This is a genomic window from Leadbetterella sp. DM7, assembly GCF_040829825.2.
Lineage (GTDB): Bacteria > Bacteroidota > Bacteroidia > Cytophagales > Spirosomataceae > Leadbetterella.
On record NZ_JBFOLH020000004.1, the window covers coordinates 216824 to 243354 of the forward strand.

Sequence of the window (26531 nt, forward strand, 5' to 3'; positions counted from 1 at the left end):
TTCGGAACATTCTTTTATTTTCAGTGAACAACTAACAGTGAACAGTGAACAATTTCGGAACATTCTTTTATTTTCAGTGAACAACTAACAGTGAACAGTGAACAATTTCGGAACATTCTTTTATTTTTAGTGAACAACTAACAGTGAACAGTGAACAATTTCGGAACATTCTTTTATTTTCAGTGAACAACTAACAGCGAACAGTGAACAATTTCGGAACATTCTTTTATTTTTAGTGAACAACTAACAGTGAACAGTGAACAATTTCGGAACATTCTTTTATTTTTAGTGAACAACTAACAGTGAACAGTGAACAATTTCGGAACATTTCTTATACTATATGTACCATAACTATTCACTGTTAGTTGTTGACTATTCACTGTTAATTGTTCACTGTTAGTTGTTCACTGCTAAACTCTCAGTGGTTTCTCATCCACCCTTAGCCTCCCCTCAGCAAAAGCCGTATACAGCGATTCGGCTTTGCTAAGCGATTCTTCCAGGTCATCGTTCAGCAGAACCACGTCAAAATTATCCTGGAACGACATTTCAAATTTCACTTTGTACAATCGTTTGGAGAGGCTTTCTTCCGTTTCGGTTCCGCGGCTCCGGAGGCGGTTTTCCAGCTCTTCCAGCGAGGGTACCTTCACAAAGATGGCCAGTGCATTTTCGCCGAAATATTCTTTCAGCTTCAGTCCGCCTTTCACATCCACGTCAAAGATAACGTTTTTGCCTTCTGACCATAACCTCTCCACCTCGCTTTTCAGGGTACCGTAATACCCGCCGGGGTACACTTCCTCCCATTCTACAAACGCATTTTCCCTGATCTTCTGCTGGAACTCTTCAATGGAGAGAAAATAATAGTCTTTTCCGTGTACCTCGTTACGGCCGCGTTTGTCGCGCGTGCAGGCCGAGATAGAGAAACCCAGGTTCTCGTGCGCAGACAAAAGGTGCCTGACTAAAGTGGTTTTACCTGAGCCCGAAGGGGCGCAGAAAATAACAGCTTTTCCGTTCATGGTACATATAATTATAAAAAACCACCGTAGAGGTGGTTCTTTATGGGGTTATTCCCTGTTTTTATGCTATAAATATCTCCTGGATAACTTTGATGTTAATGACCAGCCCGATGATGAGGAGAACGCCGATTCCTATTTTTAGCCTTACCTCATTCACTATTTTTTCCGGGCAGCATTTCCTTTCCACTCTGTTTTTGAGGCAATCCCTGATGATTTTTTCCAGTTCATCCGTTGTTTCCGGCAGCTCGTCGCTTGCTTCCAGGCGAGCCTTCAGTTCTTCAATCGTTTGGGAGCCATTTAAAACCGACTGCACCATCTTCTCTACGCACTTGTCGTGCTCATTCGCCTGATTCATATGCGAGCTAGAAGCCATTTCCAAAAAAGTTTATTATCATCTCAATTCTTTATATCCCATGGACTTTGCATAAGAACGTAATTTCTCCTTCAATAAGTTCCGCGCACGGTGCAATCTTGACCGCACGGTACCTATGGGTATATCCAGAATTTTGGCCATTTCCTCGTAAGTGAAGCCTTCGATGTCGCACAGGATGATGACGGTCCGGAAATCAACAGGCAGGCTGTTCAGCGCAGTGGCCACCTCGTCGCCAATCAGGTCCTGAACCGCCTCAATACGCAGATCTGTAGTGCTTTCCACTTCAGCATCCTCGTTTGAATTGTAAACGGTTTCCACCTCCTGGTAGTCTATTTTCGACGGCTCCTTGCTCTTTTTCCGGTAGTCGTTAATAAAGCTGTTTTTAAGAATTCTAAATAACCACGCCTTGGCATTGGTGCCCTGCTGGAAGGAGTTAATGAAGCGGAAGGCCTTCATGTAGGTATCCTGGAGCAGGTCATTGGCATCGTCCTCGTCGTTGGTCAGTCGATAGGCAAAGTTATACATGGAGTCTATCTGAGGCATAAACTCTTGATTGAATATCCGATGTTTCTCTTCATCGGTATATCTGGGTTTGCTCACTTCTATTTCTTCTTCCTCCATGTGATTTTATGGTTTCTGCAAAATTACCTTTTTTTTTTATCCCGTTCATTTAGTTTGGTATAAAATTGAACTTTTCCGGGCTGAATGGAGAATGAGAAGGACATTTTTTATCCGGAGTTCATTTTTTTGATGGACAATGGGCAATTGACAGTTGACAATGGACAACGACGCCTCCATACTCTTCACCCGGAGCTATTGTACTCGGAACTAAACACCGGAATATGTATCTTTGCATAAAACTAGCGTTACTTCTACAGGTGAGAGATTATTTATCGGAATTAAACGAACCGCAGCGTGAAGCGGTAACACACATACAGGGCCCCCTCATGATCATTGCCGGTGCGGGCTCAGGCAAGACACGGGTGCTTACTTACAGGATAGCCTACCTGCTCGATCACGGCGTTGATCCCTTCAATATACTGGCCCTGACCTTTACCAACAAGGCTGCCCAGGAGATGCGGGAGCGGATCGAACGGATCATCGGCCCGGAGGCCCGGAACCTGTGGATGGGTACCTTTCACTCGGTTTTTGCCAAAATTTTACGGATCGACGGGTTTAAGCTGGGCTATACGTCCAATTTTACCATTTATGATACAGACGACAGCAAGTCGCTGCTCCGCTCTATCATCAAGGAAATGCAGCTCGACGACAAGACCTATAAGCCGAATTACGTGCTGAACCGGATTTCGGGGGCCAAGAACAACCTGATATCCTGGCAGATGTATAACGATAATCCTATTTTCCAGGCCGAAGATACCGCAGCCCAGATGCCTGAGCTGGGCCGGATCTACCGTACGTACGCCATGCGCTGCTTCTCGGCCAATGCCATGGATTTCGACGACCTGCTTTTCAACACCAACGTGCTTTTCCGCGATCACCTTGATGTGCTGAACAAATACCAGCACAAGTTCAGGCATGTGATGGTGGATGAGTTCCAGGATACCAACATCAGCCAGTACCTGATCACCCGGAAGCTGGCCGCCGTGACCCAGAACATATGCGTGGTGGGCGATGACGCCCAGAGTATTTATGCTTTCCGGGGGGCCAACATCCAGAATATTCTGAATTTCAGGAAAGATTACCCCGATCTGAAGGTGGTGAAGCTGGAACAGAACTACCGTTCCACCAAAAATATTGTGAATGCGGCCAATTCCCTGATAGCAAGGAACAAAAGCCAGCTTGAAAAGACCATATTTTCGGATAACGAGGAAGGAGCCAGGATTGAGGTGATCCGGGCCATGTCGGATAATGAAGAGGGCCGGATTATCTCGCACGAAATCTTTGAAGGAAAGCTGACCGGGCTGAAGAACAACGACTTTGCCATTCTTTACCGCACCAATGCGCAGTCAAGGGCCTTTGAAGAGGCTTTGCGCAAAATCAATATCCCGTACCGGATCATCGGGGGGCTTTCTTTTTACCAGCGGAAAGAGATCAAGGATATCCTGGCGTACCTGCGTTTTACGGCCAACCAGAAAGACGAAGAGGCCTTCAAGCGGATCATTAATCAGCCCAAGCGCGGGATAGGAGATACCACGGTAGCCAAAATTGTGGTTACCGCGGCAGAGCAGCAGGTCAGTGTATGGGATGTGGTGAGCCATATCCGGAATTTTTTTGAGGGGCGGGCAGCCAATGCCATCGAGGGCTTTGCCGACCTGGTCCGCAGCTATATCCTGATGCTGGAAGAGGGTAAGGATGCCCACGCCATAGCCATGCATGTGGCCAAAACCAGCGGGCTGCTCCATGAATTGTACATGGACAAGACCGTAGAAGGGGTGGCCCGGCACGAGAACGTTCAGGAATTGCTGAACTCCATCCGGGCTTTTGTAGACAATGATGAGAACGAAGACAAATCGCTGGGCGCATTCCTGCAGACGGTGTCGCTGCTGACCACGGCCGATGAGGAAGACGACGGCGATAACGACAAGGTGACCATGATGACCATTCACGGGGCAAAAGGGCTTGAATTCAGGCATGTTTTTGTGGTGGGAATGGAAGAAAACCTGTTTCCGTCCCAGATGATGCTGAAAAGCCGCGATGACCTGGAAGAAGAGCGCCGGCTCTTTTATGTGGCCATTACCCGGGCAGAAAAGAAGCTCACGCTCAGCTACGCCCAGCAGCGTTACACCTGGGGTAAGATGACCTTTTGCGAGCCCAGCCGTTTCCTGGAAGAAATTGACAGTAAATACCTCCTGCTGGGCGATAAAGGCATACCGCAGGGATTTGAAGCCGCGGGACCACCGGCGGCGGCCGTAACCCGCCGGCCGGCCGGGATAGGAGAGCCTGTGAAAAGAGCCCCCGCTGCCAGCCACCTTAAGCCGGTGCAGGCGGCCCGGCCGGTAGAGGCGCACGTTCCCACACCTGATTTTACCCCCTCAGATACCCGTGATCTGAAGGCCGGCGACCGGGTAGAGCACCCCAAATTCGGTTTCGGAGAGGTGAAAAAGATGGAGCAGATGGGAGCAACGGCCAAAGCCGTCATCCAATTTGAAAAAGAAGGCGAAAAAACGCTACTTTTGAGTTTTGCTAAACTGAGAATTATATGAAAAAGACAGGTTTATTGCTAACGGCCCTGTTTTGTACCGTAACCCTGTTCGGGCAAAGCCTGCGGGTGGCCACCTACAATATCCGGATGAACCGGGCCAATGACGGAGTAAATAACTGGGAAAACCGGCGGGATAAGCTCAATGAGCTGATCCGGTACCATGATTTTGACATCATGGGCACCCAGGAAGGCTTTAAGGAGCAATTGGATGATATTCTGCGGCTGAAAGACTATGCCTATACGGGCTCAGGCCGCGACGACGGCCGGGATGCCGGGGAACATTCGGCCATTTTTTATAAAAAGAGCCGTTTAAAGCTCCTGAAGTCAGGCGACTTCTGGTACAGCGAAACGCCGGATAAGCCGGGGAAAGGCTGGGATGCCCGCTGCTGCAACCGGATCTGCTCGTGGGCCCGGTTCAGAGACCTGGCCACCAGGAAGGAATTCTATGTTTTCAACTCGCATTTTGACCACGAAGGCGTGGAGGCCCGCCGCAACTCAGGCGTGCTGCTGGTGAACAAGATGAAGGAGATTGCCGGGAAGCTTCCTGTGATCAGCATGGGCGATTTTAACTCCACCCCTGAAACAGAGCAGATCAGGCACATAAGTGCTCATTATAATGATGCTTTCGGTGCATCGGTGCAGCAGCCTTACGGGCCTGTGGGTACATTTAATGCCTTTAAGTACGATGCGCCGCTGAACGACCGGATCGACTATATTTTTGTATCGGATAACATTAAGGTGCTGAAATACGGGGTGCTGACCGACAGCTACCATCAGAAATTCCCTTCAGATCATTTACCGGTAGTGACAGACCTGGTCATCGATAAATAGATAATAATACATACTTATGCACAGAATCTCCTCCCGGTTGATCCGTTGTACTGTAATTTACCTGCTGGCCCCCAATTTGTTGTTTTTCCTGTACTGGTTTCGTTTCCCGGTGAACGGGCTGTTGCTGGCCGGTACCGGGGTGCTTCTCTATTTTTACTTAAAACGGGTTTCCGGGCCGGAAGAGAGGCCTTTGGGCTGGAAAGCGCTGGCTATACTCTGCGTGCTGGCCCTGGCCTGGACCCTCCTGGCAGGCATAGGCAACCTGGTGGCACAGGCGCTGGATTTCCAGGGGCACAACGCCAAGCTGTACAACCTTTTCACTTCGCCCTGGCCGCTGCTCTACGAGTATAATGCACGGGAGGTTATCTACTATTTTTCATTTTACCTGGTGCCCGCTTACCTGATGAAGCTGAACGGGCAATATTCTAACCTGGTGCTTATTGTATGGTCATGGAGCGGGTACATGCTGGTGTTGACCTGGGCCTTTTACCTGTTGAAAAGAAGCTTCCTGAGGGTGGGAATATTTCTGGCTCTGGGCGAGTCGGCTGTGTTTTTCAATTCCCAGGTATTCCGAAGGCTGGGTGATTTTCCCCAGCATGAGTGGCCCGTTTTTATGGGTAGCCTTTTTGAACAAAGCAGCTGGGTGCCTAACCAGTTCCTGCCCACGCTGCTGGTGCTCAGCATCTTTATTCATCAGCTTACCCGGGGGCTTGATCTGAAGCTCCTGGTGTTTCCGCTGGTGCTGAGCCTCACCTGGGGGGTGTTCCCGGCCATCGGCATGGCGGTGGTGATCGTTACCGGGATGATCATTTACGGAAGGGCCGGAGAGATAGGCGGTCTGATCATATACAGTCTGCGTTACCTGCTTCTGGTTATACCTGTTGCCCTGTTTTACCAGAGCTCGAACGGGGGCGGAGTAAGTGAATTCCTGTTTCTTACCAACAGGCGCCTGGTAAAAATACCCGTTTGGGCCGGGCAGATCTTCCCTCAGGTATTGGTGTTTGGCACACTGATCTTCTTCTTTGTCAAAGACAGGCAGGCACGGCTTTACAGCTTTTGTGTCTGCGGTATTTTACTGGTTTTTTCTATGTTCAGGGTAGGAGTGTACAATGACCTCGTGTCGCGTACTTCTATCGTTTTTTTTACGGTGATCGTGTTTTATGTGGCCCTGAGTTTTGAAACGCAGGTACTGAAAAAAGTGCGCTGGCTGGTGCCCGTACTGTTAATAGATGTGTTCTTTACTTTTTACATCCTGGGTGACAAGCTGATGCACAACGAAGTAATGAAAATAGATAAGCACCGCGAAATTTACCGGCATGATGATAACAAGAGCATCTACGAATACTTTAAAAAGTATGCGCATGAGCAGGAGCTGATCCAGTATTCCAGCAAAGAAGACAGCTTCTACCAGAAATACCTGGCCAATCATTAACGGCAGTGAACCTTACCGGCTGCTGTAGATTTCCTGCAGGATCTTTTTACCCACTACCGGCTTGTAGTGAGACATCTCGTAATAATTCGTGATGTCATTGGTATAGGTGTTCTTACCCGTGTAGTTATAAATGTTTTTCCGGCCCAGGTAAATGCCCAGGATATTCAGGTCAATGGGGTTGTACTCCCGCTGGTCAAACGCCGGCCCGATAATGATCTTGTAACGGGTATGGTGGATTTTAAAGAGGGAATCCAGGGCTTTCAGATCGGCCAGGTGGTGCGGTTTGATCTGCCGGTCCATCATGGCCGGGTTTTCCATTCGCTCATGAAACTCCGGATCCCGGTAATAGCCTGCCGAATCCTGCTGTATTTTTTCGATGTTTTCCGGGAAAAGGAAATCGTTCAGCGGGGTGGTATAATAATATTTGAACTTAAAAAATTCGTCCATATACGCCGGCCGGTACGTTTTAAAAAGCTTCAGGTCGAGGTAGGAAACAAAATACTTCTTCTTGAAATAGGCTTTGAAAAAGCGGGTATGGTAAGACAGGGCGTTCTCGTTTGTCCAGCGGTAATCTTTATGGTGCACAATAGATTCTGATTCGTCGTATTGTTCCGAGAAGGTATCGGAGTCTACGATGATCAGGACATTTTTGATTTTTGACCCGTTCTTGTGGATGAATTCCAGCTTTCCGCGGATGCCCGAAATATTGTCGTTAAAGGCATCAAAATGAAACGGTGCCGGCTCATGAATCAACGGTCCCCAGTCTTCGGTATGAAATGCGCTTGAACGCGAGCTGCCGAAGATAAAAGAGTTGAAATTGTACTCATCCTTGTAATTGAGGTAGGTTTGCGTGCTTAGCCGGTTCCGGTTGAAGGTTTTCAGGTAATTGCTTCCGTAATGAGGGTAGTTTCGCAAAACATGGAAGGGGTCAAAGGCAAAATAACTCAGCGCCAGCAGAATAAACGGGGCACCGAACAGGAGAACCTTGGGGATGAATTTAAAGAACTTCTTATCCATGTTTTAAAACTGAAAATAGATAAACTGCATGGCACCGAAATAACCGAACACCAGAATAAAGAAGGTGAAAAAATAGTAGATACCCCAGCGCTGCCATTGAGGTCTGTGATCTACCCATACTCCCACATCTGTTTTTTCCTGCATTTTTTCAATGGTGTACAGGATAATGAAGCCCGCCGCCAGGGTAAAAAGGGTCTGGGGGGTAATGATCCGGACAATTTCGCTCCACGAGTGACTGCTTTCTGAAAAGAGATGGGTAGCAAAATAGCGGGCGTCTTTGAAATTGTGCGCCCGGAAGAAGATCCAGGCAAATACGGCCAGGGCCACAGTGATCCAGTTCTGAAGCAGTCCGCCCAGCCTGCCCATCGGGGTGAACACCGCTTTCTGCAGGTTCCTTGTCATATGTCCGCAGATCTGGTAAAAGCCGTGCAGCCCGCCCCAGATTACGAAATTCCAGCTGGCCCCGTGCCAGAGGCCGCTGACCAGGAACACGATCAGGATATTCAGGTACCAGCGGGGAACCGCCACCCGGTTACCGCCCAGGGGAATATAAAGGTAGTCTCTGAACCAGGTAGAGAGCGAAATATGCCACCTTTTCCAGAATTCGGCAATGCTCCTGGCCAGGTAAGGCCTTTTGAAGTTGGTCATCAGCTTAAAGCCCATGACCCGCGCCGTACCTATGGCGATATCGGAGTACCCGGAAAAATCGCAGTAGATCTGGACACTGTAAAAGAGGATGGCCACGATGAGGGGCAGCCCCTGGTAACGGTGAACATCGCCGAATACCACGTCGGCGTAGGTGGCAAAATTATCGGCGATCACCATTTTTTTGAAAAAGCCCCAGAGCATCAGGCGGAGGCCGGAGACCACGCGGGCTTCATCAAAATCAAATTTTTTATAGAACTGGTGGAGAATGTTCTGGGGCCTTTCAATGGGGCCCGCTACCAGCTGGGGGTAGAACATGACGTACAGGGCGTAAATACCGAAATTCCTTTCTACTTTCTGGTGACCGCGGTAGACTTCAATGGTATAGCTCATGGCCTGGAATGTATGAAAGGAGAGGCCTATGGGCAGGATGATGTCCCAACGGGGCTCGTACGTAGTGCCGTTTAGCCTGAAAGTAAAGCTGTTGAAGTTATCGATCAGGAAGTAATAGTATTTGAACATGGCCAGCACGCCGATATTGGCGATGAGGCTGACGGCCAGGGCCATTTTTCGCTCGCGCCCCTGCGACCGGTCGATCCAGAAGGCAGCATAGTAATCGACCACAATGGTAAAAAACAGGATCAGGATATACTCCCACTTGAAAAATGCGTAGAAGATACAACTGGAAATAAGCAATAGTATCCATCTGAATCTGTGAGGGATTGTAAAATAGAGGAAAGTTACAATCGGGAAAAACAGAAAAAATTCAAAAGAACTGAATACCATAGACTAATCTTTATGCGGTCCATTGATTTGAGGCCGCAAATTAAGGATAGATTTTGTATAATGGAAACGTTGCCCGCATTAAGTAACGTGATCCGGCCGCTGCGGAGAAAGGCGGAATTTACTTTTTTTGCAGAATACTGAAATGAAAACAGGCGGGATTGCTGGAAGAAAGAAGGGGTTTTTGTAAATTTGTACATCAAAACACGGTTAAAATTGAGCAAGAAAGTAATACTGGCCATCCTGGATGGCTGGGGAATCCCGAAGGAAGGAGAAGAATGGCGGTCAGCGATTGAGAAAGCCGATGTGCCTTATTTCAGGTATCTGATGAATACGTACCCGCACAGCCTGCTGGAAGCGAGCGGTCGTGCGGTAGGGCTGCCGGCCGGCCAGATGGGGAACTCAGAAGTAGGGCATACCAACCTGGGTGCCGGACGGATCGTTTACCAGGAGCTGGAGAAGATCAATGTAGCGGTAGAAGACGGCCTGCTGGCCAAAGAGCCGGTAGTAACGGCAGCTATAGAATACGCCAAAGCAAACGGGAAGGCCGTGCACCTGATCGGCCTGTGCTCAGACGGGGGCGTACACTCGCACATATTTCACCTGAAAGGGCTGGTAGATATTTTTGATCATGCCGGCGTGCCGCATACGTATATCCACGCTTTTTTGGATGGCCGCGACACCGACCCCAAATCGGGGAAAGGCTTCATCAGCGATCTGCAGCAGCATATCGAAGGAAAGAATGCGCAGATCGCTTCGCTGATCGGCCGGTATTATGCCATGGACCGCGATAAGCGCTGGGACCGTGTAAGCCTGGCTTACGAAGCCATGGTGAAAGGCAAGGGCGAGTCATATGTGAAGGCTACAGAAATATCCGCCGCGCTTGAAGCCTCTTACCAGGCCGACGTGACCGACGAGTTCCTGAAGCCGGTGGTAGTAGTGCAGGAGAACGGCGAGCCCGTAGCCACTATAGCAGAGGGTGATGTGGTGCTTTGCTTTAATTTCCGCACCGACAGGGGCCGGGAGATCACCGAAGTGCTGACCCAGCACGACTTTCCCGAGTACAATATGCATACCCTCAACCTGTACTACATTACGATGACCAATTATGACGAGTCGTTCAGGAATGTAAAAGTGATCTATGAAAAGGATAACCTGACAAATACGTTGGGTGAAGTGCTGGAGAAGGCCGGCAGAATGCAGATCCGTACGGCCGAAACCGAGAAATACCCGCATGTTACCTTCTTCTTCTCCGGCGGACGCGAGGAGCCTTTTGAAGGCGAGATACGGCTGCTATCTCCTTCACCCAAAGATGTGCCTACCTATGACCTGAAGCCGGAGATGGCGGCAGAGAACATCATGGAGAACCTCGTGCCTTACCTGAAGAAGGGGGAAGTGGATTTTGTATGCCTGAACTTTGCCAACCCCGATATGGTGGGCCACACGGGCAACTTCCAGGCCGTTATAAAGGCGGTGGAAACCGTAGACCGCTGCCTGAAGAATGTAGTGGAAACCGGCCTCGAAAACGGCTATGACACACTGGTGATTGCCGATCACGGCAACGCCGAATATATGATCAACGACGATAAGACGGTCAATACGGCGCATTCTACCAACCTTGTACCTTTTATCGTGGTGGATAAGGATTATAAAGGCACGCCGAAAAACGGTAAGCTGGGCGATATTGCGCCTACTATACTGAAGATATTGGGTGTGACAATCCCGGCAGAAATGACGGGAAATGTGCTGATATAAGACAGGTTAAATTGGTTCTGTTTAACTTCTTTGGTCTGAACAAATAAAAAAATGACGCTTATTTGCAGGTTTTTTTAATTTAAAATTTAACTAAATATTTAAATAATAGTTCAGGTACTTTTTTTGTAATATTCTTGGATAATTCCTGTTTAAAAACAGGAAATGTCGTTGAAAATAAAATATAAATATTGAAAAAGTACAAAAAATAACAGGAATATTCTGAGACAGGTACAGCCGGCTCATTGCTATTGTAATATGCTGTAATAATGTATTTAACCTGCCTTTTCAGGTATGCAAATGAGACTTATTTTTATTATAAGTTGTTCTTAATAAGTATTTTAAATTATTTTATTAATTCTACCCGGGGTAAAAAACTCAGAATCAGTTAAATAGACAATTATCTAATTCCCCGTATTATCAAATTGTAAAATGAGGGTCATGGAAATGTTCTAATTATTGAATATGGAATTTTCCCTTTATTTTTGCGGAATAAAACTTAGCATCACGCTTAAAAACAAGTTTTCGTTTAATCTATTTCAAACAAACTCAATTTGTTTTATGGACAAAAAATTTACGTTTCTCAAAGTGGTAAGCGTATTCCTTATGGGTATGTTCTTATCATTTTCCGGATTTGCGCAGGTAACGACCTCAAGTATGAGCGGGCGTGTTACCGATGGAAGTAAAGAAGCTGTTGTAGGAGCTACCGTGGTAGCTGTGCACGTGCCTTCTCAGACCACCTACGGAGTGATGACCAATGCTGATGGCCGTTTTACCATTAATGGTATGCGTGTTGGCGGGCCATACAGGGTCAGTATTACCAGTATTGGTTACGGAGAAAATGTGAAAGAAGGGGTTACCCTGACACTGGGTGAAGATTACGTACATAATGTGGTATTATCGGAGGAAAGCATTACGCTTAGTGATGTGGTGGTTTCCGGAACCAAGACGAACTTTACAACAGAGAAAACCGGGGCTTCCACCAACATTTCTAATGCCCAGTTAAGCACAATGCCAACGGTAAACAGAAGTATAGGAGATATTGCAAAATTGTCTCCGTATAGTGGGGGGGGCATGAGCATTGCCGGTGGTGATGGACGTAGCACAAACTTTACGGTAAACGGTGCAAACTTCAACAATAACTTTGGTTTGAGTTCTGCGCTTCCTGGTGGAGGTAACCCTATTTCATTGGATGCTATCGAAGAGATCCAGGTAGTGGTGGCTCCGTTTGATGTTCGTCAAACTAACTTTATCGGGGGAGGCATTAATGCTATTACCAAATCAGGGACCAACAAATTCAAAGGTACCGCATACGGATACTATACTAATCAAAATATGCGTGGCAACAAAATAGGTGACGTAGATTTAGGTGACAGGCTGAAAGAATCGAAAAGAATTTTAGGAGCTACCCTGGGTGGGCCCATCATCAAAAATAAGCTTTTCTTTTTCGCTAATGTTGAGCAGGATTTAAGACCAAGCCAGGTGGTATTGTGGAGGCCTTCAGAGAATGGTGTTGCCAATACAGATCTGAAAATTTCACGTACGAAAAAATCAGACATGGAGTTGGTAAAACAACACCTGAAAGAGGTTTACGGATATGATGCCGGATCTTACGATAATTTTCCGGCCGATATCAGTAACTTTAAATGGTTAGGTCAGTTAGACTGGAACATCAATAATGATAACCGGTTCAGATTAACCTATAATCACACTAAAAATACAAACTGGCAACCAACAAACGGTAACTCTACGGATGCAGGGTACAGAATAACTGCTTATGACCGTATTTCAGAAATGAGTATGGCATTCTCCAATGCCCTGTATTCCCAGGATAATATTGTGAACTCTGTTACCGGTGAGCTGAACAGCCGTTTCAGCAATAAACTTTCTAACCAGTTCCTGGCTACCTATACCAAGATCAATGATATACGGGGAACCAACTCAAGTCCTTTCCCGTTTGTAGATATCCTTGCGGGGCGTGATGCAAACGGTGTGCCTATTCTTGAGCCTTATATGTCATTGGGTTATGAGCTGTTTACCTGGAATAACGGGGTAAACAATAATATTTTGACCTTCACCGATAATATCACTTATTATATGGATAAGCATAAGATCACCGGAGGTTTAAGCTATGAATATCAAATGGCCAACAACTCGTATATGAGAAATGGTACAGGATATTACAGATATGCAAGCCTGGATGATTTTCTCAATCAGAGAGCTCCCATTGACTTTGCTTTGACTTACGGTTATGCCGGTGAAGCGAACCCAACAGCAGAAGTGGCCTTCAATCAGATAGGCGTATATGTCCAGGATGAGTGGAACGTTTCTGATAAATTCAAATTGACTTTAGGGGTAAGAGCAGACAATATCACGTATGTAGATAACCTGATCCGGAATAATGCTATTTATAATTTGGATTTTGGAGGAAGGAAAATAGATACCGGTAGCTGGCCGACTTCCAAAGTGCAGGTTTCACCCCGTTTAGGTTTTAACTGGGATGTATTTGGAGACAAAGCTTTAAAGGTGAGAGGAGGTACAGGGGTATTCCAGGGTAGACTTCCTCTGGTTTACTTCACCAATATGCCCACCAATTCAGGGATGGTTCAGGGATCTGTAGCCATGGTAACCAAGTATAACGCCGCACTGAATCAAATCACCAGTACGGATTCCAGATTGGCTCAGTTAGCCGGTAAAATGATTGTGGATCCCCAGGAAATGATTAGTAAGCTGGGGTTAAAGAACACTATTTCACCTGAAGATGGGGCACTTCCAAGTAATATAAATGCTGTTGACCCCGACTTCAAAATGCCTCAGGTATGGAAATCATCTATCGGTGTAGATTATAAGATTCCTGCTACGTTTCCGTTGAGCCTGAGTGTGGAAGGTATTTATACCAAAAATATTTACAGTGTATTGTTAGAAAACTGGGACTGGAAGCAGCCGGATGCCAGCTGGAAGAAATTAAGCGGGTCAGATGACAGATATATTTATCCTGTTATGGCTCAGAGAACCTATAACAATAGAAGTGCCTATGTTTTGACAAATACCAATGAGGGATGGGGAGGAATTTTTAATGTCTCTGTAAATGCGCAGCCGCTTAAGAACCTTAATTTGATGGCCGCTTATACACGGACAGAATCTAAAGAAGTTACCGGTATGCCTGGTAGTAACGCAGCTTCTGCTTATCAGGGTATTCCAACCGTTAATGGCCCGCATATTCCAACCGCTCAACGGTCGCAATATGTGGTTCCTCACAGAGTAATCGGATCATTAGGTACTAAGATCTTCAACTGGAGTGCGGGTAATGCAGGCTCAGGTACCTATGTGAACCTGTTCTATACCGGTAACTCAGGATTTAACTACAGCTATATGTATACTAATGACCTGAATGGTGATGGTATGGGTAACGATCTGATCTACATTCCTAAGGCGAAAGGAGATATTAAATTCATCAGCCAGGCGGACGAAGATGCATTCTTCAAATACCTTGAAGGAGATAAATATCTTAAAGCTCACCAGGGTCAGTATGCAGAAGCTTATGCGGCAAGAACGCCATGGGTTCATACTTTCGATTTGAAATTGACCCATGAATACTACGTTGGCAAGCAAGGTGGTCCTAAAAACACCATTCAGTTTATTGCTGACATCGTGAACGTGGGAAACCTGATTAACTCTACATGGGGTGTAAGAAAAACGCAATACAATACAATCAACCAGGGGAGAATTCTTAAACTGGAGAGTATTGACAGCAATAATGTACCTACCTATTCATTTGTTAAAGCGAAAGACGGAAGCTACTTCTCTGATCCTTATGACTATAACTATAGTATCGGAGAAACCTGGAAACTTCAGTTGGGGGTAAGGTATATCTTTAACTAACGATAGTTAAGGTCAGAAAAGGCTCTTCCGTATGGGAGGGCCTTTTTTGCTTTCAGATGATTGATAAATTATTCAGGGATAAGAAATTCAGGGATATGGGGCGTAAAGTGACGAAAGTATTTGACAGCACGAAATTTGGTGTTAATTTTATCAGGGTAATAGATACATATGGAAACAGTAATGATGAAGCGGCCGGTTCTGAAAAAACAGTTGAACGATATACTGTTCGATATTTCATGGATAAATACAAAAGACTTATCTAAATTTGTGATTTAAACAGGTGACTTATGCCGGTGAGTAGTAGTCGGTTTTTGGTAGAATCCGTTTCGCTAATATCGTGGGAGAGCCGCTGATTGCTGAATGTATATTAATGGAAAAAGGTTTCAATAACATGGGGGTGGAAGACCTTCCGGAGGTGGTAGCTGCTCTCTTTGAAATGGGGAAGGATCTGCCGGTGTGGACCTTCACCGGTGATCTCGGTGCCGGCAAAACCACACTGATAAAAGCCCTCGCAGCACAGTTGGGAATCCGGGATGCCGTTTCGAGTCCTACGTTTAATTATGTCAATGATTACGACGGGAAACTGTACCATTTTGACTGTTACCGTCTGAAGAGTGTGGAAGAGGCCCTGAACCTGGGATTGGAAGAATACCTGGATTCGGGCAAACGCTGCTGGGTGGAATGGCCCGAAGTGATCCGGCCCATTTTACCGGAACCCCGTATGGATATTATCATAACCCATAATCAGGATGCGACCAGGAACTACTCAATAATAAGTTAAAAGTGAATAGCTAAAAACGAAAAGTTAAAGAACATTCTTACATATCTGCAAAATGTGTACTTCACTTTTAGTTTTTAGCTTTTGGTTTTTAACTTTCCTTTTGTTTTAACTTTTAACTTTTCGTTTTTAACTTTTCCTTCATGGATACCCTGAAAGACCTGGCTATGCAAACTGCCCTTACTCCCAAAGAATCTCCTTTGGCCCTGAAAAAGAAAGGCAGGAAAATAAGCATCGGTTTGCCTAAAGAGCTCTCGGCCGATGAGAACCGGATTGTTCTCACACCCGATGCCGTGGGAGTCCTGGTCAGGAACGGGATAGACGTAACCGTGGAAGCCGGTGCCGGTAGCGGTGCCAACTTCAGCGATACGGCTTATGCGGAGGCCGGTGCCGATATAGTGAGCAGCCGCAAAGAGGTTTTTGATAATGACATCATCCTGAAAATAGAGCCCCTGCGGGAGGAAGAATTTGAATATATCCGGACATCGTCTACATTGATTTCAACCATTAACCTGCCCAAGCTAACGGCGGGGTATTTCAAAAAGCTGAACGAAAAGCAGGTTACGGCCATCGGGTTTGAGCTGATAGAAGACAAAGCGGGTGAATTCCCGGTGATCCGTACCATCAGCGAAATAGCCGGTAGCTCGGCCATACTGATCGGCTCAGAATACCTGAGCAGCGCCAATGGCGGCCGCGGGGTGATCCTGGGCGGCGTTACCGGGGTGCCGCCACGGAATGTGGTGGTGGTAGGTGCCGGTACCGTAGGAGAATTTGCCGTGCGTTCTGCCCTGGGGCTGGGGGCCGGCATTAAAGTTTTTGACCGCCAGATCTACCGCCTCCGGCGTTTGCAATATGCCGTAGGGGCACGGGTCTACACCTCGGTGATCGACTCGGTGAACCTGCCCAATGCGCTTATGGAAGCTGACCTGGTGGTAGGGGCATTGCGCAGTGAATTTGGCTTTGCGCCCATGGTGATCACAGAAGAGATGGTTTCCCGGATGAAGCCCAACTCGGTGATCGTAGACGTAGCGATAGATACGGGCGGCTGCTGCGAAACTTCGGAGGTGACGTCGCACCGGAAGCCTGTATTTAAAAAATACGGGGTGATTCATTACTGTGTGCCCAACATTGCCTCCCGGTTTGCGCATACCGCCAGTGAAGCACTGAGCAATATCTTTGCTCCTGTGCTGATGAAAGCGGCCAACCTGGGGGGCATTGACGAGATGATCCTTCACAATAAATGGTTCATGCGGGGAGTTATCACCCATAAAGGAAGCGTTACCCACCTGAACCTGGCCCGTCGTTTCAACCTCCGCTACAAAGACCTGGGACTAATTATTTCAGCCGGTTTCTAAATAATAAAGTAAATTTGCCTTATTTTCACTACCGGAAACAAGTCTCTGTGTATTGAAAAAAACATATATCTCTTACAGCGTTCAAAAATATGATCAATCACAGCAATGAAAATACGTTAATGGACGATGCCAACTCGCCGGAGATCAACCGGAAGCTGATGGGCAAGGTATCGTCTGACTTTCTGAAGGTTTCTGACCATCTGAAAGAATCTTCTTACCAGATCCGGAAACGGGGCTTTTCGCGGTATCCTGTTTTTGTGCTGTCGGAAAACGACGTAGAGCTGGGGGTGCTTTTGTTTGATAAGCCTGATTTTAAAACCGTGTACCGGTACAAGGCCTGTTTCCTGGAAGATTTTATTCACCGGGGCATGATCGGTGAGGAATCGCGTGAACTTTTTATTGAAAACTATAAAGACCCGGAAGAATACTGCTGCCTGTTTGTGATTGACGGCGATTTTGCCGGGTTTATCTATCTACCTTTCCCTGTTGATGCAAATGAATAACCGAAGAAGTTTCCTTTCCAAAGCCCTGCTGGCTGTACCTGTTCTCTCATCGTACCGGCTGTTCGGACAAAAAAAACAGGTGCGAAAACCTATTGTAGTCAGTACCTGGGATAGCGGAATTCCCGTAAATGAAGCGGCTATCCGGGTCCTGAAGAAAAAAGACGGCCGGGCCCTGGATGCCGTAGAGCAGGGCGCCCGGTATATCGAAGACCAGGTCAACTGCTGCGTGGGACTGGGCGGAAACCCGGATCGCGACGGTTACGTGACCCTCGACGCCTGCATCATGGATGAAAAAATGAACTGCGGCGGGGTGGCTTTCCTGGAAGATATCAGGCACCCGATCTCCGTAGCGCGGAAAATAATGGAAGATACCCCGCATGTGCTGCTGGTGGGAGAAGGTGCCCGCGATTTTGCCCTGAAAAACGGGTTCAAAGCCGAGCCTAAAGAACTTTCGGAAGATGCGGAAAAAGCCTACCAGAAATGGCTCAAAACCTCCGAGTACAAGCCGGTGAAAAATATTGAGCTGGAGCAGAACAAAGCATTGAAAAACGGTCCGTTTGCTCCGAATCGCCTGGAAGACGGCAACTTTAACCACGATACCATGGGACTGGTGGCGCTCGATCAGGCGGGGAACCTGTCAGGAGCCTGCACCACCTCGGGCATGGGCTTTAAAATGCGGGGTCGCGTGGGCGATTCGCCCATTATTGGCGCCGGGTTATATGTGGATAACGAAGTAGGGGCTGTAACCTCCTCCGGGCAGGGAGAAGAGGTGATCCGGATCGCCGGATCGCACCTGGTGGTGGAATTCATGCGGCAGGGCAAATCGCCGGAAGAGGCATGCCGGCTGGCCGTGGAACGCCTGGTAAAAATTAACCCGGCAAAAGCACGGGATTTCCAGGTGGGCTTTATTGCCCTGAACAAAAACGGTGAATACGGTTCGTATGCCGTAAACCCGGGATTTGTGTTTTCAGTGACCACCGAGCCGGGCAACGGACAGGTGATCAAAACAAAATCGTATTTTAAAGATTAATTGTATGGATAAATACGGGTGACAATGGCGCTGCCCCCGGAACTCGGAGCTAATAACCCGGAACTAATATATTTATGAGAAAAATTGTATTAACATTCATTCTGGGCTTGTCTTTATCGGCCCAGGCCCAATACGCTCCCAACTGGGAAAGCCTCAATAAGCGGGAAACCCCGGCCTGGTTTGAAGATGCCAAATTCGGGATTTTTATTCACTGGGGGGTCTACTCGGTACCGGCCTGGGCCACGCTGTCGAATGCCGACGGGTTCGGAAGCTACTATTCGGAATGGTACTGGCAGCGTCTGAATAACAAAGATCTGAAGATCCATAAGGAGTTTGTAGACTTTCATCAGAAAGTATATGCCGGTAAGCCGTACCAGGACTTTGCCAATGATTTTAAAGCCGAGCTTTTTGACCCGGACCGTTGGGCCGGCATTCTTAAGGAATCGGGTGCGCGCTATGTGGTGCTGACCTCCAAGCACCATGAAGGCTTTGCCATGTGGCCGAGTAAGCAGTCCTGGAACTGGAACGCAGGCGATATAGGTCCGCGAAGGGACCTGCTGGGTGACCTCACCCGCTCGGTGAAAGCAAAAGGACTGAAAATGGGGTATTATTACTCGCTCTACGAGTGGTACAACCCGATGTACAACACTGACCTCGACCGGTACATTGACGAGCGCATGCTTCCCCAGATGAAAGACCTGGTGGAAACCTATCAGCCGGATATCCTTTGGGGCGACGGAGAGTGGGATCATCCCACCGACCAATGGCGCGTGGCCCCTTTCATGTCGTGGTTGTTCAATGAATCGAAAGTGAAAGACTCTATCGTGATCAACGACCGCTGGGGTTCGGATACGCGCAGCAAGTACGGCAGCTTTTATACCACCGAATATGCCGATGTAAGCCAGGTGAAATTCAACCGCCCGTGGGAGGAGTGCCGGGGCATCGGGGAATCTTTCGGTTACAGCCGCAACGAGAACCTGGAAATGTACAGCTCGGCCGAAAAGCTGGTACACATGCTGGTGGAGATTGTTTCAAAAGGCGGTAACCTGCTGCTGAACATCGGGCCGCGTGCCGACGGCGGCATACCGGTCATTATGCAGGAACGCCTGGCAGAGATCGGCGCCTGGCTCAAAGTGAACGGGGAGGCCATCTACGGAACAAGGGCTGTGCCGGATGCGCCGAAAGGTGATAAGATCTTCTTCACCGGGAAAAATAATACGGTATACCTGATTACCACGGAGTGGAAAGATGTGGTGCAGGCCGGCCTTCCGGCAAAACCTAAAAAGGTAAGCATGCTGGGAGTGGATACCCCGCTGAAATACACTTCCAAAGGAGGTGTTCTGACCATCACGGCGCCGCAGTTAAGTCCTAAAACCAATCCGTGTAATTATGCATGGGTCTATAAGCTTGAATACTGAGCGCATTAACCGGCGGAAAATATTCAATGACCCTGTATACGGGTTCATTACCATACCTACTGATTTTATTTTCCGGGTGATTGAGCATCCGTACTTCCAGCGTTTACGCCGGATCCGGCAGCTGGGACTGGCCGAGCTGGTGTATCCCGGGGCTGTTCACAGCCGGTTTCAGCATGCCCTCGGGGCAATGCACCTGATGAACGAAGCCCTTCTTTCGCTGGAAAATAAGGGCGTGGTCATTTCTGCGGAGGAAAAAGAAGCCACGCTGCTGGCTATCCTGCTGCACGATGTGGGCCATGGCCCCTTTTCGCATGTTCTTGAGCATGCTCTTTTTTACAAGGTCTCGCACGAAACCATTTCCGAGCTGCTGATCCGGAAGCTGAATATCCTCTACGACGGCCACCTGAGCCTGGCCATCTCTATTTTCAACGGCACGTATCACCGGGCCTTCTTTCATCAGCTGGTATCGGGCCAGCTGGATATGGATCGCCTGGATTACCTTAACCGCGACAGCTTTTTTACAGCCGTGGCAGAGGGGAAAATAGGAGCGGAGCGGATCATTAAGATGCTGAATGTGCATGAAGATCAGCTGGTAGTGGAAGAAAAGGGGCTGATGAGCGTGGAGAATTTCCTGGTCGCCCGGCAGCACATGTACTGGCAGGTTTACCTGCATAAAACGGCCATTTGTGCCGAAACCATCCTGCTGAAGATTTTCGAACGGGTAAAAGACCTGTCAGAAGCGGGAGGAACGGAAATCCCGATGCCGCTCGTGCTGCGGAAGTTCCTGGAAGAAAAAATTACCCTGGACCGGATCAACGAAGAACCGGAAATACTTGAAATGTTCGTCAGCCTTGACGACATGGATATCTGGTCGGCAGTTAAGCTCTGGGCAAACCATTCAGACCGGATTTTGTCCGTTTTGAGCCGAAGTTTATTAAACCGGAATCTTTTTAAGATTAAATTTGACAAAAATTATGATCTGAATATCCTCAGAAACAACCTGCGGCAAAGCTGGGCAGATGCCGGGCTGGAAAAGGGAGAGGAAAAATATTTTTTCCGGGAAGGAATTATCAGGAGCAGCGGGTATGACCTGCATCATCCGGGTATAAAAATTCTCTGGAAGGATGGTAAATGTATGGAAATCACGGAGGCGTCGGAGCTTCCCACCATACGGGCCATAAGCAATATTGTGGAAAAAAATTACTTATGTTATGCCAATGATGTATATTTACAGGATATTTCGGACTAAAGCTGAAAACAACTTATAAATTGATTAAATGAAGTTTTCTGTCGAACAGATAGCTCAGATTCTGGAAGGAGAAGTAGAAGGGGAGGGAGGTGTGCTGATAGACCATTTTGCCAAGATAGAAGAAGGGAAACCCGGAGGCATATCTTTTCTGGCAAATAGCAAATATGAACCCTATATATACTCGACGGAATCCAGTGCCGTAATAGTTTCAAAGGAGTTTGCTCCTAAAAATGCCGTAAAAACTAATCTTATCCGCGTGAAAGATCCTTACCTTTCCGTGAGCAAGCTCATGACTGCCTACCAGCAGATGAAAAAGGTAAAGAAGACCGGCCTTAGTCCGAAAGCCGAAATACACGAAACCGCTGTCACAGGAGAGGAAGTATATATTGAGCCGATGGTATTTGTGGGTGAGCAGGCCGTTATCGGTGACCGGGTGAGTATATTTGCAGGTGCTTATATCGGGCAGCGGGTGAAAATAGGCCGTAATACCGTTATTCATGCGGGTGCAAAAATAATGGAAGACTGTGTTGTCGGAGACAATTGCATCATTCATCCCGGTGCGGTGATCGGTTCAGAAGGATTCGGCTTTGCCCCTGATGAAAACGGTATCTACCAGGATATCCCGCAACTGGGGAACGTGGTGCTGGGCGATAACGTAAGCATCGGTGCAAACACTACCATTGACCGTGCTACCATGGGCTCTACCCGGATAGCCGGCGGTGTTAAGCTGGATAACCTGGTGCAGATAGGGCATAACGTGGAAATCGGCGAAAATACGGTGATCGCTTCGCAGACAGGGATATCCGGCTCAACCAAGATCGGGAAGAACTGCATGATTGCAGGACAGGTAGGTTTTGCAGGCCACCTCCGGATAGCCGACGGCACCAGAATAGGTGCTAAAAGCGGAGTGGCCAAAAGTATTGAAGAACCCGGGGGTACCTACTCCGGGCACCCGCTGATGCCGTTGAAACAATATCTCAGGCTGATGATCAACCTGGGTAAAATGAAATAATTCATAGAATGAATCTGAAGCAGTATACTATTACCCACCCGGTTACTTTGGCAGGGAAAGGGTTGCATACCGGGGAATTCACCGAAATTACCCTGAAGCCGGCTCCGATTAATTCGGGTATCGTATTTCAAAGAATTGACCTGGAACATAAACCGCTGATCCCCGCGCTGGTTGATTATGTGGTAGACACCAGCAGGAGCACGGTACTGGAGAAAGACGGCGGAAGAGTGGGTACGGTAGAGCACGTGCTATCTGCACTGGTAGGCTGCGAAATTGATAATATCCTGATCGAGATCAAAGGTTCTGAAATTCCCATTCTTGACGGCAGCTCGGCCCCTTTCGTGGAAGCCATAGAGTCGGCGGTACCCGTAGAGCAGAATGCCATCCGTAATTTTTACGAGATTTCAGAGGCCATTCATTATAAAAACATTGAGAAAAATATTGAGATCGCCGCATTGCCCCTGAGCGATTACCGGCTGACCGTAATGGTCGATTTCAATTCAAAAGTAGTACACAGCCAGCATGCCCAGCTGCACGAGCTGAAGCTTTATAAAGAGCATATCAGCCCCTGCCGCACTTTCGTATTTGTGCACGATATAGAGATGCTGTTCAGGAACGGCCTGATCAAAGGAGGGGATATGGACAATGCGGTGGTGATCGCAGAAGAGGCTATTCCCGATGAAACCCTGGAAAACCTTTCGGGCATCCTGGGCAGGAAGCTGGATGCCGGCGGCACCCGGGAGGGGATTCTAAATGCGGAAACCCTGAAATTCCAGAATGAGCCGGCCCGGCACAAATTGCTGGACCTGATGGGTGACCTGGCTCTGGTGGGCAGGCCCCTCAAAGCGCACATCCTGGCGGCCCGGCCGGGTCACCAGTCCAATGTGGAGCTGGCCCGCCTGATCAAAAAACAGATTGATGCCAGTGAAACCGCAGCACCTGCCGTAGATCCGAACGTTCCGCCCGTGTTTACGGTTCAGGATATAGCGCAGCTGCTGCCGCACCGTTACCCTTTCCAGCTGGTAGATAAGATTATCTCACTGGACGGCACCACGGTGGTAGGGGTTAAAAATGTAACCATGAATGAGCCGCAGTTTACCGGCCACTTCCCTGAAAACCCGGTGATGCCCGGCGTGCTCCAGGTAGAAGCCATTGCCCAGACGGGCGGGGTGCTGGTATTGACCTCTACGGGTGAGCCCGAGCGTTACTGGCCTTACCTGGTGGGTATTGAAAATTGCCGTTTTTATAAAAATGTGGTACCGGGTGATACGTTAATTATACGGTGTACGCTGTCTTCACCGATCCGCCTGGGAGTAGCTAAAATGACAGGAGAAGCTTGGGTGGGGAAAACACTGGTTTGTTCTGTAGCCATGACCGCGCGTTTAGTCAAAAAATGAAAAAGTTATATTTATGAATCAGCCTCTGGCATTTGTTCATCCGAATGCAAAAATTGCAAAAAATGTGGTGGTAGAACCTTTTTCAACCATTCACAATGACGTAGAGATAGGAGAGGGTACATGGATAGGGTCAAACGTCACCATATTTCCGGGCGCCAGAATTGGCCGGAACTGTAAAATATACCCCGGAGCAGTGATCTCTGCAGAGCCCCAGGATCTGAAATTTGCCGGAGAATATACCACGGTGGAAATCGGTGATAATACCGTAGTGCGCGAATGCGCCACCATCAACCGGGGTACCAATGACCGTTTGAAGACCGTAGTAGGTTCTAATTGCCTTATCATGGCGTATGTGCATGTGGCACACGACTGCGTGGTGGGAAATAATGTAGTGATTGCTAACTCTGTGCAGATAGCGGGTCACGTAAAGATCGGGAACTATGCCATTATAGGAGGTTCCAGCGCCATTCACCAGTTTATCAATATCGGTTCTCATGCCATGGTTTCCGGTGGCTCACTCATTCGTAAAGATGTGCCGCCGTTCATTAAAGCTGCGCGTGAGCCGCTTTCTTATGCCGGCGTAAACTCAATTGGTTTGAGAAGAAGAGGATTCTCGCCTGAAACTATTGCGTCTATTCAGGAGATTTACCGCATTATCTATCTTTCCAAGCTGAATAATTCAGAAGCCATTGACAAGATCGAGCTGGAGGTTCCTGCCACAGCAGAAAGAGATGAGATTGTGCATTTCGTCCGGAATTCGGAAAGAGGGATCATCCGGACCGGCTCAGCCAAAAATGTGGAAATATCTTGATCTCGGTCAGGCTGGATAACGCAGGTAAAAAATTTTCCAGGGAATGGATATTCAGGGCCCTGAACTACGAGTTTAAAACAGGCAGTCCCGTGGCCGTCACCGGTCCGAACGGCTCGGGAAAAAGCACCCTGGTCAAATCTGTTGCCGGTACCATTCCCCTCAACGAAGGCTCGGTCAGCTACACCCGGAACGGGCAGCCGGTACCCGAAGAAAGCTGGTATCGCCTGGCAGGCATCTCCGCCCCTTACCTTGAGCTGATCGAAGAATTTACGTTAGCAGAAAGTATCGATTTTCATACCCGGTTCCGGCCTTTTACGGAAGGCCTCACCCGGCCGGAATTTATCGCAAGGCTGGGGCTGGAAAAACATTCGGGCAAGTATATCCGTGATTTTTCTTCCGGCATGAAGCAAAAGCTCAAGCTGGGCTTCGCATTTTTTACACAGAATGAAGTGCTGATCCTCGACGAGCCCACCGCCAACATTGACCAGAAAGGGTACGAGTGGTACATGGAGGAAGTACAAAAGCTGGTTCCCGAACGCGTGGTCATCATTTCCTCTAACGAACCACGGGAGTACACCTTTTGCACTGAACAACTGGCCATTACCGATTTCAAGCGTTAAAAAGCAGGAACAAACCCTTTTCACTCAGGCACTCCATTTCTATCTCAGACACATTTAACAGCACCAGCGTGTCTCCCTGGTGCAGGTAGCGGTCTTCCACTTCAAAATTTCCGGCAAGCACGTGGATAAAGCAGCCCGACGGCGGGATGCCTGTCTTTTTCTCTTCCCGGTACGTGAGTAAGCCGAAATAGGGCATCATGTTCCCTTCCGGTACCCGGTTAGGCATTATGCTTTCTATGCCGCATGTCTCTTCCCCGGGCCGGCTGAACTCCAGCACCAGGAAAACGGCCTCGTGGGCCTCCGATACATTTTTAAGCGTGATCAGTTCCTGTGAGAATATCCGGTACTCTCCGGGCACCAGGACCGTCTCCGGGCTCATATCCAACGCTCCTGTAAGCGGCAGAATCATGGTTCTGTTTGCGTAATACCGGGCAAACTCCCGCCCCGGGGCCACCGTAATCTTTGCAAACCGGTCTATGGCTGAAAAGGGAATTTCAGGGAAATATGTTTTCGTATATTCCCTGAACTCCATTTTTCCTGCATTTTCTTCTATCAGCAGGTAGATATCGGGCTCAGCCATTCACAACAATGGTATGGGTTAGCTTGTACCCGTCGCGAATGCTTCCGCTAACGGAGGCCAGCTCGTTGGCGTACCCGTCTCCGAAAACATTGTCCCTTTCGTTGGTGGTATCCTGTAGCCCGTGGCTTTTGTAATCGTCCGCTGTGGAGTAAACCGTATCACATACGGTTTTAGGGAACGCTATCTGGGTAACCAGCAGCGATTTCCCTGATGAATTATAGACATGAACGTGAATATGGGGCGCTCTTCCCATGTACCATCCGGGAAATATGCTCGTAAAGCCGGCCTTTCCTTCTGTGCTGGTCGTTTGGCGCCCTCTCAGCCAGCTGACGCTGCTGTAATTGGTGCTTTGCATTTGCGTTCCACCGTATTGGGAGTAATTTCCCTGCGCATCGCAATGCCAGATATCCACCAGTACATTGGCAAGGGCATTGCATCCTGAATTGTAATTTTTAATGGCCAGCTCAATGGTCATCTTTACACCGGAACGGTCCCCGGTAATGTCGGTCAGGATAAGTGAGGAAGGATTCTTGCTCGGGAAAGGCCCTTCTGTTTCGCTGTTGGTAACCTGGCAGTCGGAAGAAGAGCTGCCGTTGGTAGAGCCCTGTTCATCGGCCGTTCCCGAATCATCGGTATCCACCGATTCATCTGAACAGGACAGCAATACCGGCAAAATAGAGAGTAAACCGACACTTTTCTTTAAAAACGCTATACGGTGCATATCAGATATATTTAATGGTAAACTACCCGCGATACTGCTAACTACGGGAATCCGGCAGGGGATGCTGCTTCCGGAGAAATATTATTTCAAAAACAATGTAGAATAATTCTAAATAGAGATATTGCTTAAACCGTTATTTATAAATACTTTTGTAGAAAGAAATAAA

At 48.0% G+C, this 26531-nt stretch carries 22 protein-coding genes; 15 read left to right on the top strand and 7 right to left on the bottom strand.

The features are described 5' to 3' along the window. Window positions 1–410: 410 nt before the first annotated feature. The 3 genes from gmk to AB2U10_RS06560 form a co-directional block, all read right to left on the bottom strand. Window positions 411–1013 (bottom strand): guanylate kinase, encoded by a 603-nt coding sequence (gene gmk, locus AB2U10_RS06550; RefSeq protein ID WP_367913548.1) that lies wholly within the window; start codon window positions 1011–1013, stop codon window positions 411–413. Between the two features lie 61 nt (window positions 1014–1074). Further along, window positions 1075–1386, bottom strand: coding sequence for a hypothetical protein (locus AB2U10_RS06555; RefSeq protein WP_367913549.1), 312 nt, complete (start codon window positions 1384–1386; stop codon window positions 1075–1077). A gap of 18 nt (window positions 1387–1404) precedes the next feature. After that, window positions 1405–2007 (bottom strand): sigma-70 family RNA polymerase sigma factor, encoded by a 603-nt coding sequence (locus AB2U10_RS06560; RefSeq protein ID WP_367913550.1) that lies wholly within the window; start codon window positions 2005–2007, stop codon window positions 1405–1407. A 257-nt stretch (window positions 2008–2264) separates the two neighbouring features. Between AB2U10_RS06560 and AB2U10_RS06565 the strand changes: the two genes are divergently transcribed. Genes AB2U10_RS06565 through AB2U10_RS06575 form a run of 3 tightly spaced genes read left to right on the top strand, consistent with a single transcriptional unit; the run spans window position 2265 to window position 6812 of the window. Then, complete coding sequence (locus AB2U10_RS06565) at window positions 2265–4550, top strand: ATP-dependent helicase (RefSeq protein ID WP_367913551.1); 2286 nt, start codon at window positions 2265–2267, stop codon at window positions 4548–4550. After that, entirely contained in the window at window positions 4547–5380 is an 834-nt protein-coding gene (locus AB2U10_RS06570) for an endonuclease/exonuclease/phosphatase family protein (protein ID WP_367913552.1), read from the top strand. The genes AB2U10_RS06565 and AB2U10_RS06570 overlap by 4 nt, the downstream gene beginning before the upstream one ends. Before the next feature lie 16 nt (window positions 5381–5396). Next, window positions 5397–6812, top strand: a complete 1416-nt coding sequence (locus AB2U10_RS06575; protein ID WP_367913553.1) for a hypothetical protein — start codon at window positions 5397–5399, stop codon at window positions 6810–6812. A gap of 12 nt (window positions 6813–6824) precedes the next feature. On the opposite strand, the gene AB2U10_RS06580 is transcribed toward AB2U10_RS06575, so the two are convergent. Together AB2U10_RS06580 and AB2U10_RS06585 are read right to left on the bottom strand one after the other, a co-directional pair. Then, the gene (locus AB2U10_RS06580) at window positions 6825–7829 is read right to left on the bottom strand and encodes a hypothetical protein (protein ID WP_367913554.1); all 1005 of its coding nucleotides are present in this window, start codon (window positions 7827–7829) and stop codon (window positions 6825–6827) included. 3 nt (window positions 7830–7832) lie between these two features. Further along, window positions 7833–9170: an MBOAT family O-acyltransferase gene (locus tag AB2U10_RS06585; protein ID WP_367913555.1), complete on the bottom strand. Its 1338-nt coding sequence runs from the start codon at window positions 9168–9170 to the stop codon at window positions 7833–7835. Window positions 9171–9473: 303 nt separating this feature from the next. Here AB2U10_RS06585 and gpmI point away from each other — a divergent pair, with 303 nt between their 5' ends. The 12 genes from gpmI to AB2U10_RS06645 all read left to right on the top strand — a co-directional run bounded on the left by gpmI (window position 9474) and on the right by AB2U10_RS06645 (window position 25064). Next, the gene (gpmI, locus tag AB2U10_RS06590) at window positions 9474–11012 is read left to right on the top strand and encodes a 2,3-bisphosphoglycerate-independent phosphoglycerate mutase (protein WP_367913556.1); all 1539 of its coding nucleotides are present in this window, start codon (window positions 9474–9476) and stop codon (window positions 11010–11012) included. Between the two features lie 462 nt (window positions 11013–11474). Beyond that, window positions 11475–14891, top strand: coding sequence for a TonB-dependent receptor (locus AB2U10_RS06595; protein ID WP_367913557.1), 3417 nt, complete (start codon window positions 11475–11477; stop codon window positions 14889–14891). A gap of 370 nt (window positions 14892–15261) precedes the next feature. Continuing rightward, the gene (gene tsaE / locus AB2U10_RS06600; RefSeq protein WP_367913558.1) at window positions 15262–15672 is read left to right on the top strand and encodes a tRNA (adenosine(37)-N6)-threonylcarbamoyltransferase complex ATPase subunit type 1 TsaE; all 411 of its coding nucleotides are present in this window, start codon (window positions 15262–15264) and stop codon (window positions 15670–15672) included. A 140-nt stretch (window positions 15673–15812) separates the two neighbouring features. After that, window positions 15813–17024, top strand: coding sequence for an alanine dehydrogenase (locus tag AB2U10_RS06605; RefSeq protein WP_367913559.1), 1212 nt, complete (start codon window positions 15813–15815; stop codon window positions 17022–17024). Between the two features lie 89 nt (window positions 17025–17113). Further along, window positions 17114–17527, top strand: coding sequence for a hypothetical protein (locus AB2U10_RS06610; protein ID WP_367913560.1), 414 nt, complete (start codon window positions 17114–17116; stop codon window positions 17525–17527). Then, the gene (locus tag AB2U10_RS06615; RefSeq protein WP_367913561.1) at window positions 17520–18557 is read left to right on the top strand and encodes a glycosylasparaginase; all 1038 of its coding nucleotides are present in this window, start codon (window positions 17520–17522) and stop codon (window positions 18555–18557) included. Before AB2U10_RS06610 ends, AB2U10_RS06615 begins: the two co-directional genes overlap by 8 nt. Window positions 18558–18631: 74 nt before the next feature. Further along, window positions 18632–19975, top strand: a complete 1344-nt coding sequence (locus AB2U10_RS06620; RefSeq protein ID WP_367913562.1) for an alpha-L-fucosidase — start codon at window positions 18632–18634, stop codon at window positions 19973–19975. Further along, window positions 19947–21224, top strand: coding sequence for an HD domain-containing protein (locus AB2U10_RS06625; RefSeq protein WP_367913563.1), 1278 nt, complete (start codon window positions 19947–19949; stop codon window positions 21222–21224). The genes AB2U10_RS06620 and AB2U10_RS06625 overlap by 29 nt, the downstream gene beginning before the upstream one ends. A 28-nt stretch (window positions 21225–21252) precedes the next feature. Further along, window positions 21253–22236, top strand: a complete 984-nt coding sequence (lpxD, locus tag AB2U10_RS06630) for a UDP-3-O-(3-hydroxymyristoyl)glucosamine N-acyltransferase (RefSeq protein ID WP_367913564.1) — start codon at window positions 21253–21255, stop codon at window positions 22234–22236. A gap of 8 nt (window positions 22237–22244) precedes the next feature. Then, window positions 22245–23633, top strand: coding sequence for a bifunctional UDP-3-O-[3-hydroxymyristoyl] N-acetylglucosamine deacetylase/3-hydroxyacyl-ACP dehydratase (locus AB2U10_RS06635; RefSeq protein ID WP_367913565.1), 1389 nt, complete (start codon window positions 22245–22247; stop codon window positions 23631–23633). A gap of 13 nt (window positions 23634–23646) precedes the next feature. Next, on the top strand, window positions 23647–24444 hold the full coding sequence (gene lpxA / locus AB2U10_RS06640) for an acyl-ACP--UDP-N-acetylglucosamine O-acyltransferase (protein WP_367913566.1): 798 nt from the start codon (window positions 23647–23649) through the stop codon (window positions 24442–24444). Continuing rightward, window positions 24441–25064 carry an ABC transporter ATP-binding protein gene (locus tag AB2U10_RS06645; RefSeq protein WP_367913567.1) on the top strand — a complete coding sequence of 208 codons (624 nt, stop codon included), beginning with the start codon at window positions 24441–24443 and terminating at the stop codon, window positions 25062–25064. The genes lpxA and AB2U10_RS06645 overlap by 4 nt, the downstream gene beginning before the upstream one ends. Here the strand turns inward: AB2U10_RS06645 and AB2U10_RS06650 are convergent. Then, complete coding sequence (locus tag AB2U10_RS06650) at window positions 25054–25644, bottom strand: hypothetical protein (RefSeq protein ID WP_367913568.1); 591 nt, start codon at window positions 25642–25644, stop codon at window positions 25054–25056. The two genes, AB2U10_RS06645 and AB2U10_RS06650, sit on opposite strands and share 11 nt — an antisense overlap. Then, on the bottom strand, window positions 25637–26365 hold the full coding sequence (locus tag AB2U10_RS06655) for a dioxygenase family protein (protein WP_367913569.1): 729 nt from the start codon (window positions 26363–26365) through the stop codon (window positions 25637–25639). The genes AB2U10_RS06650 and AB2U10_RS06655 overlap by 8 nt, the downstream gene beginning before the upstream one ends. Window positions 26366–26531 lie beyond the last annotated feature (166 nt).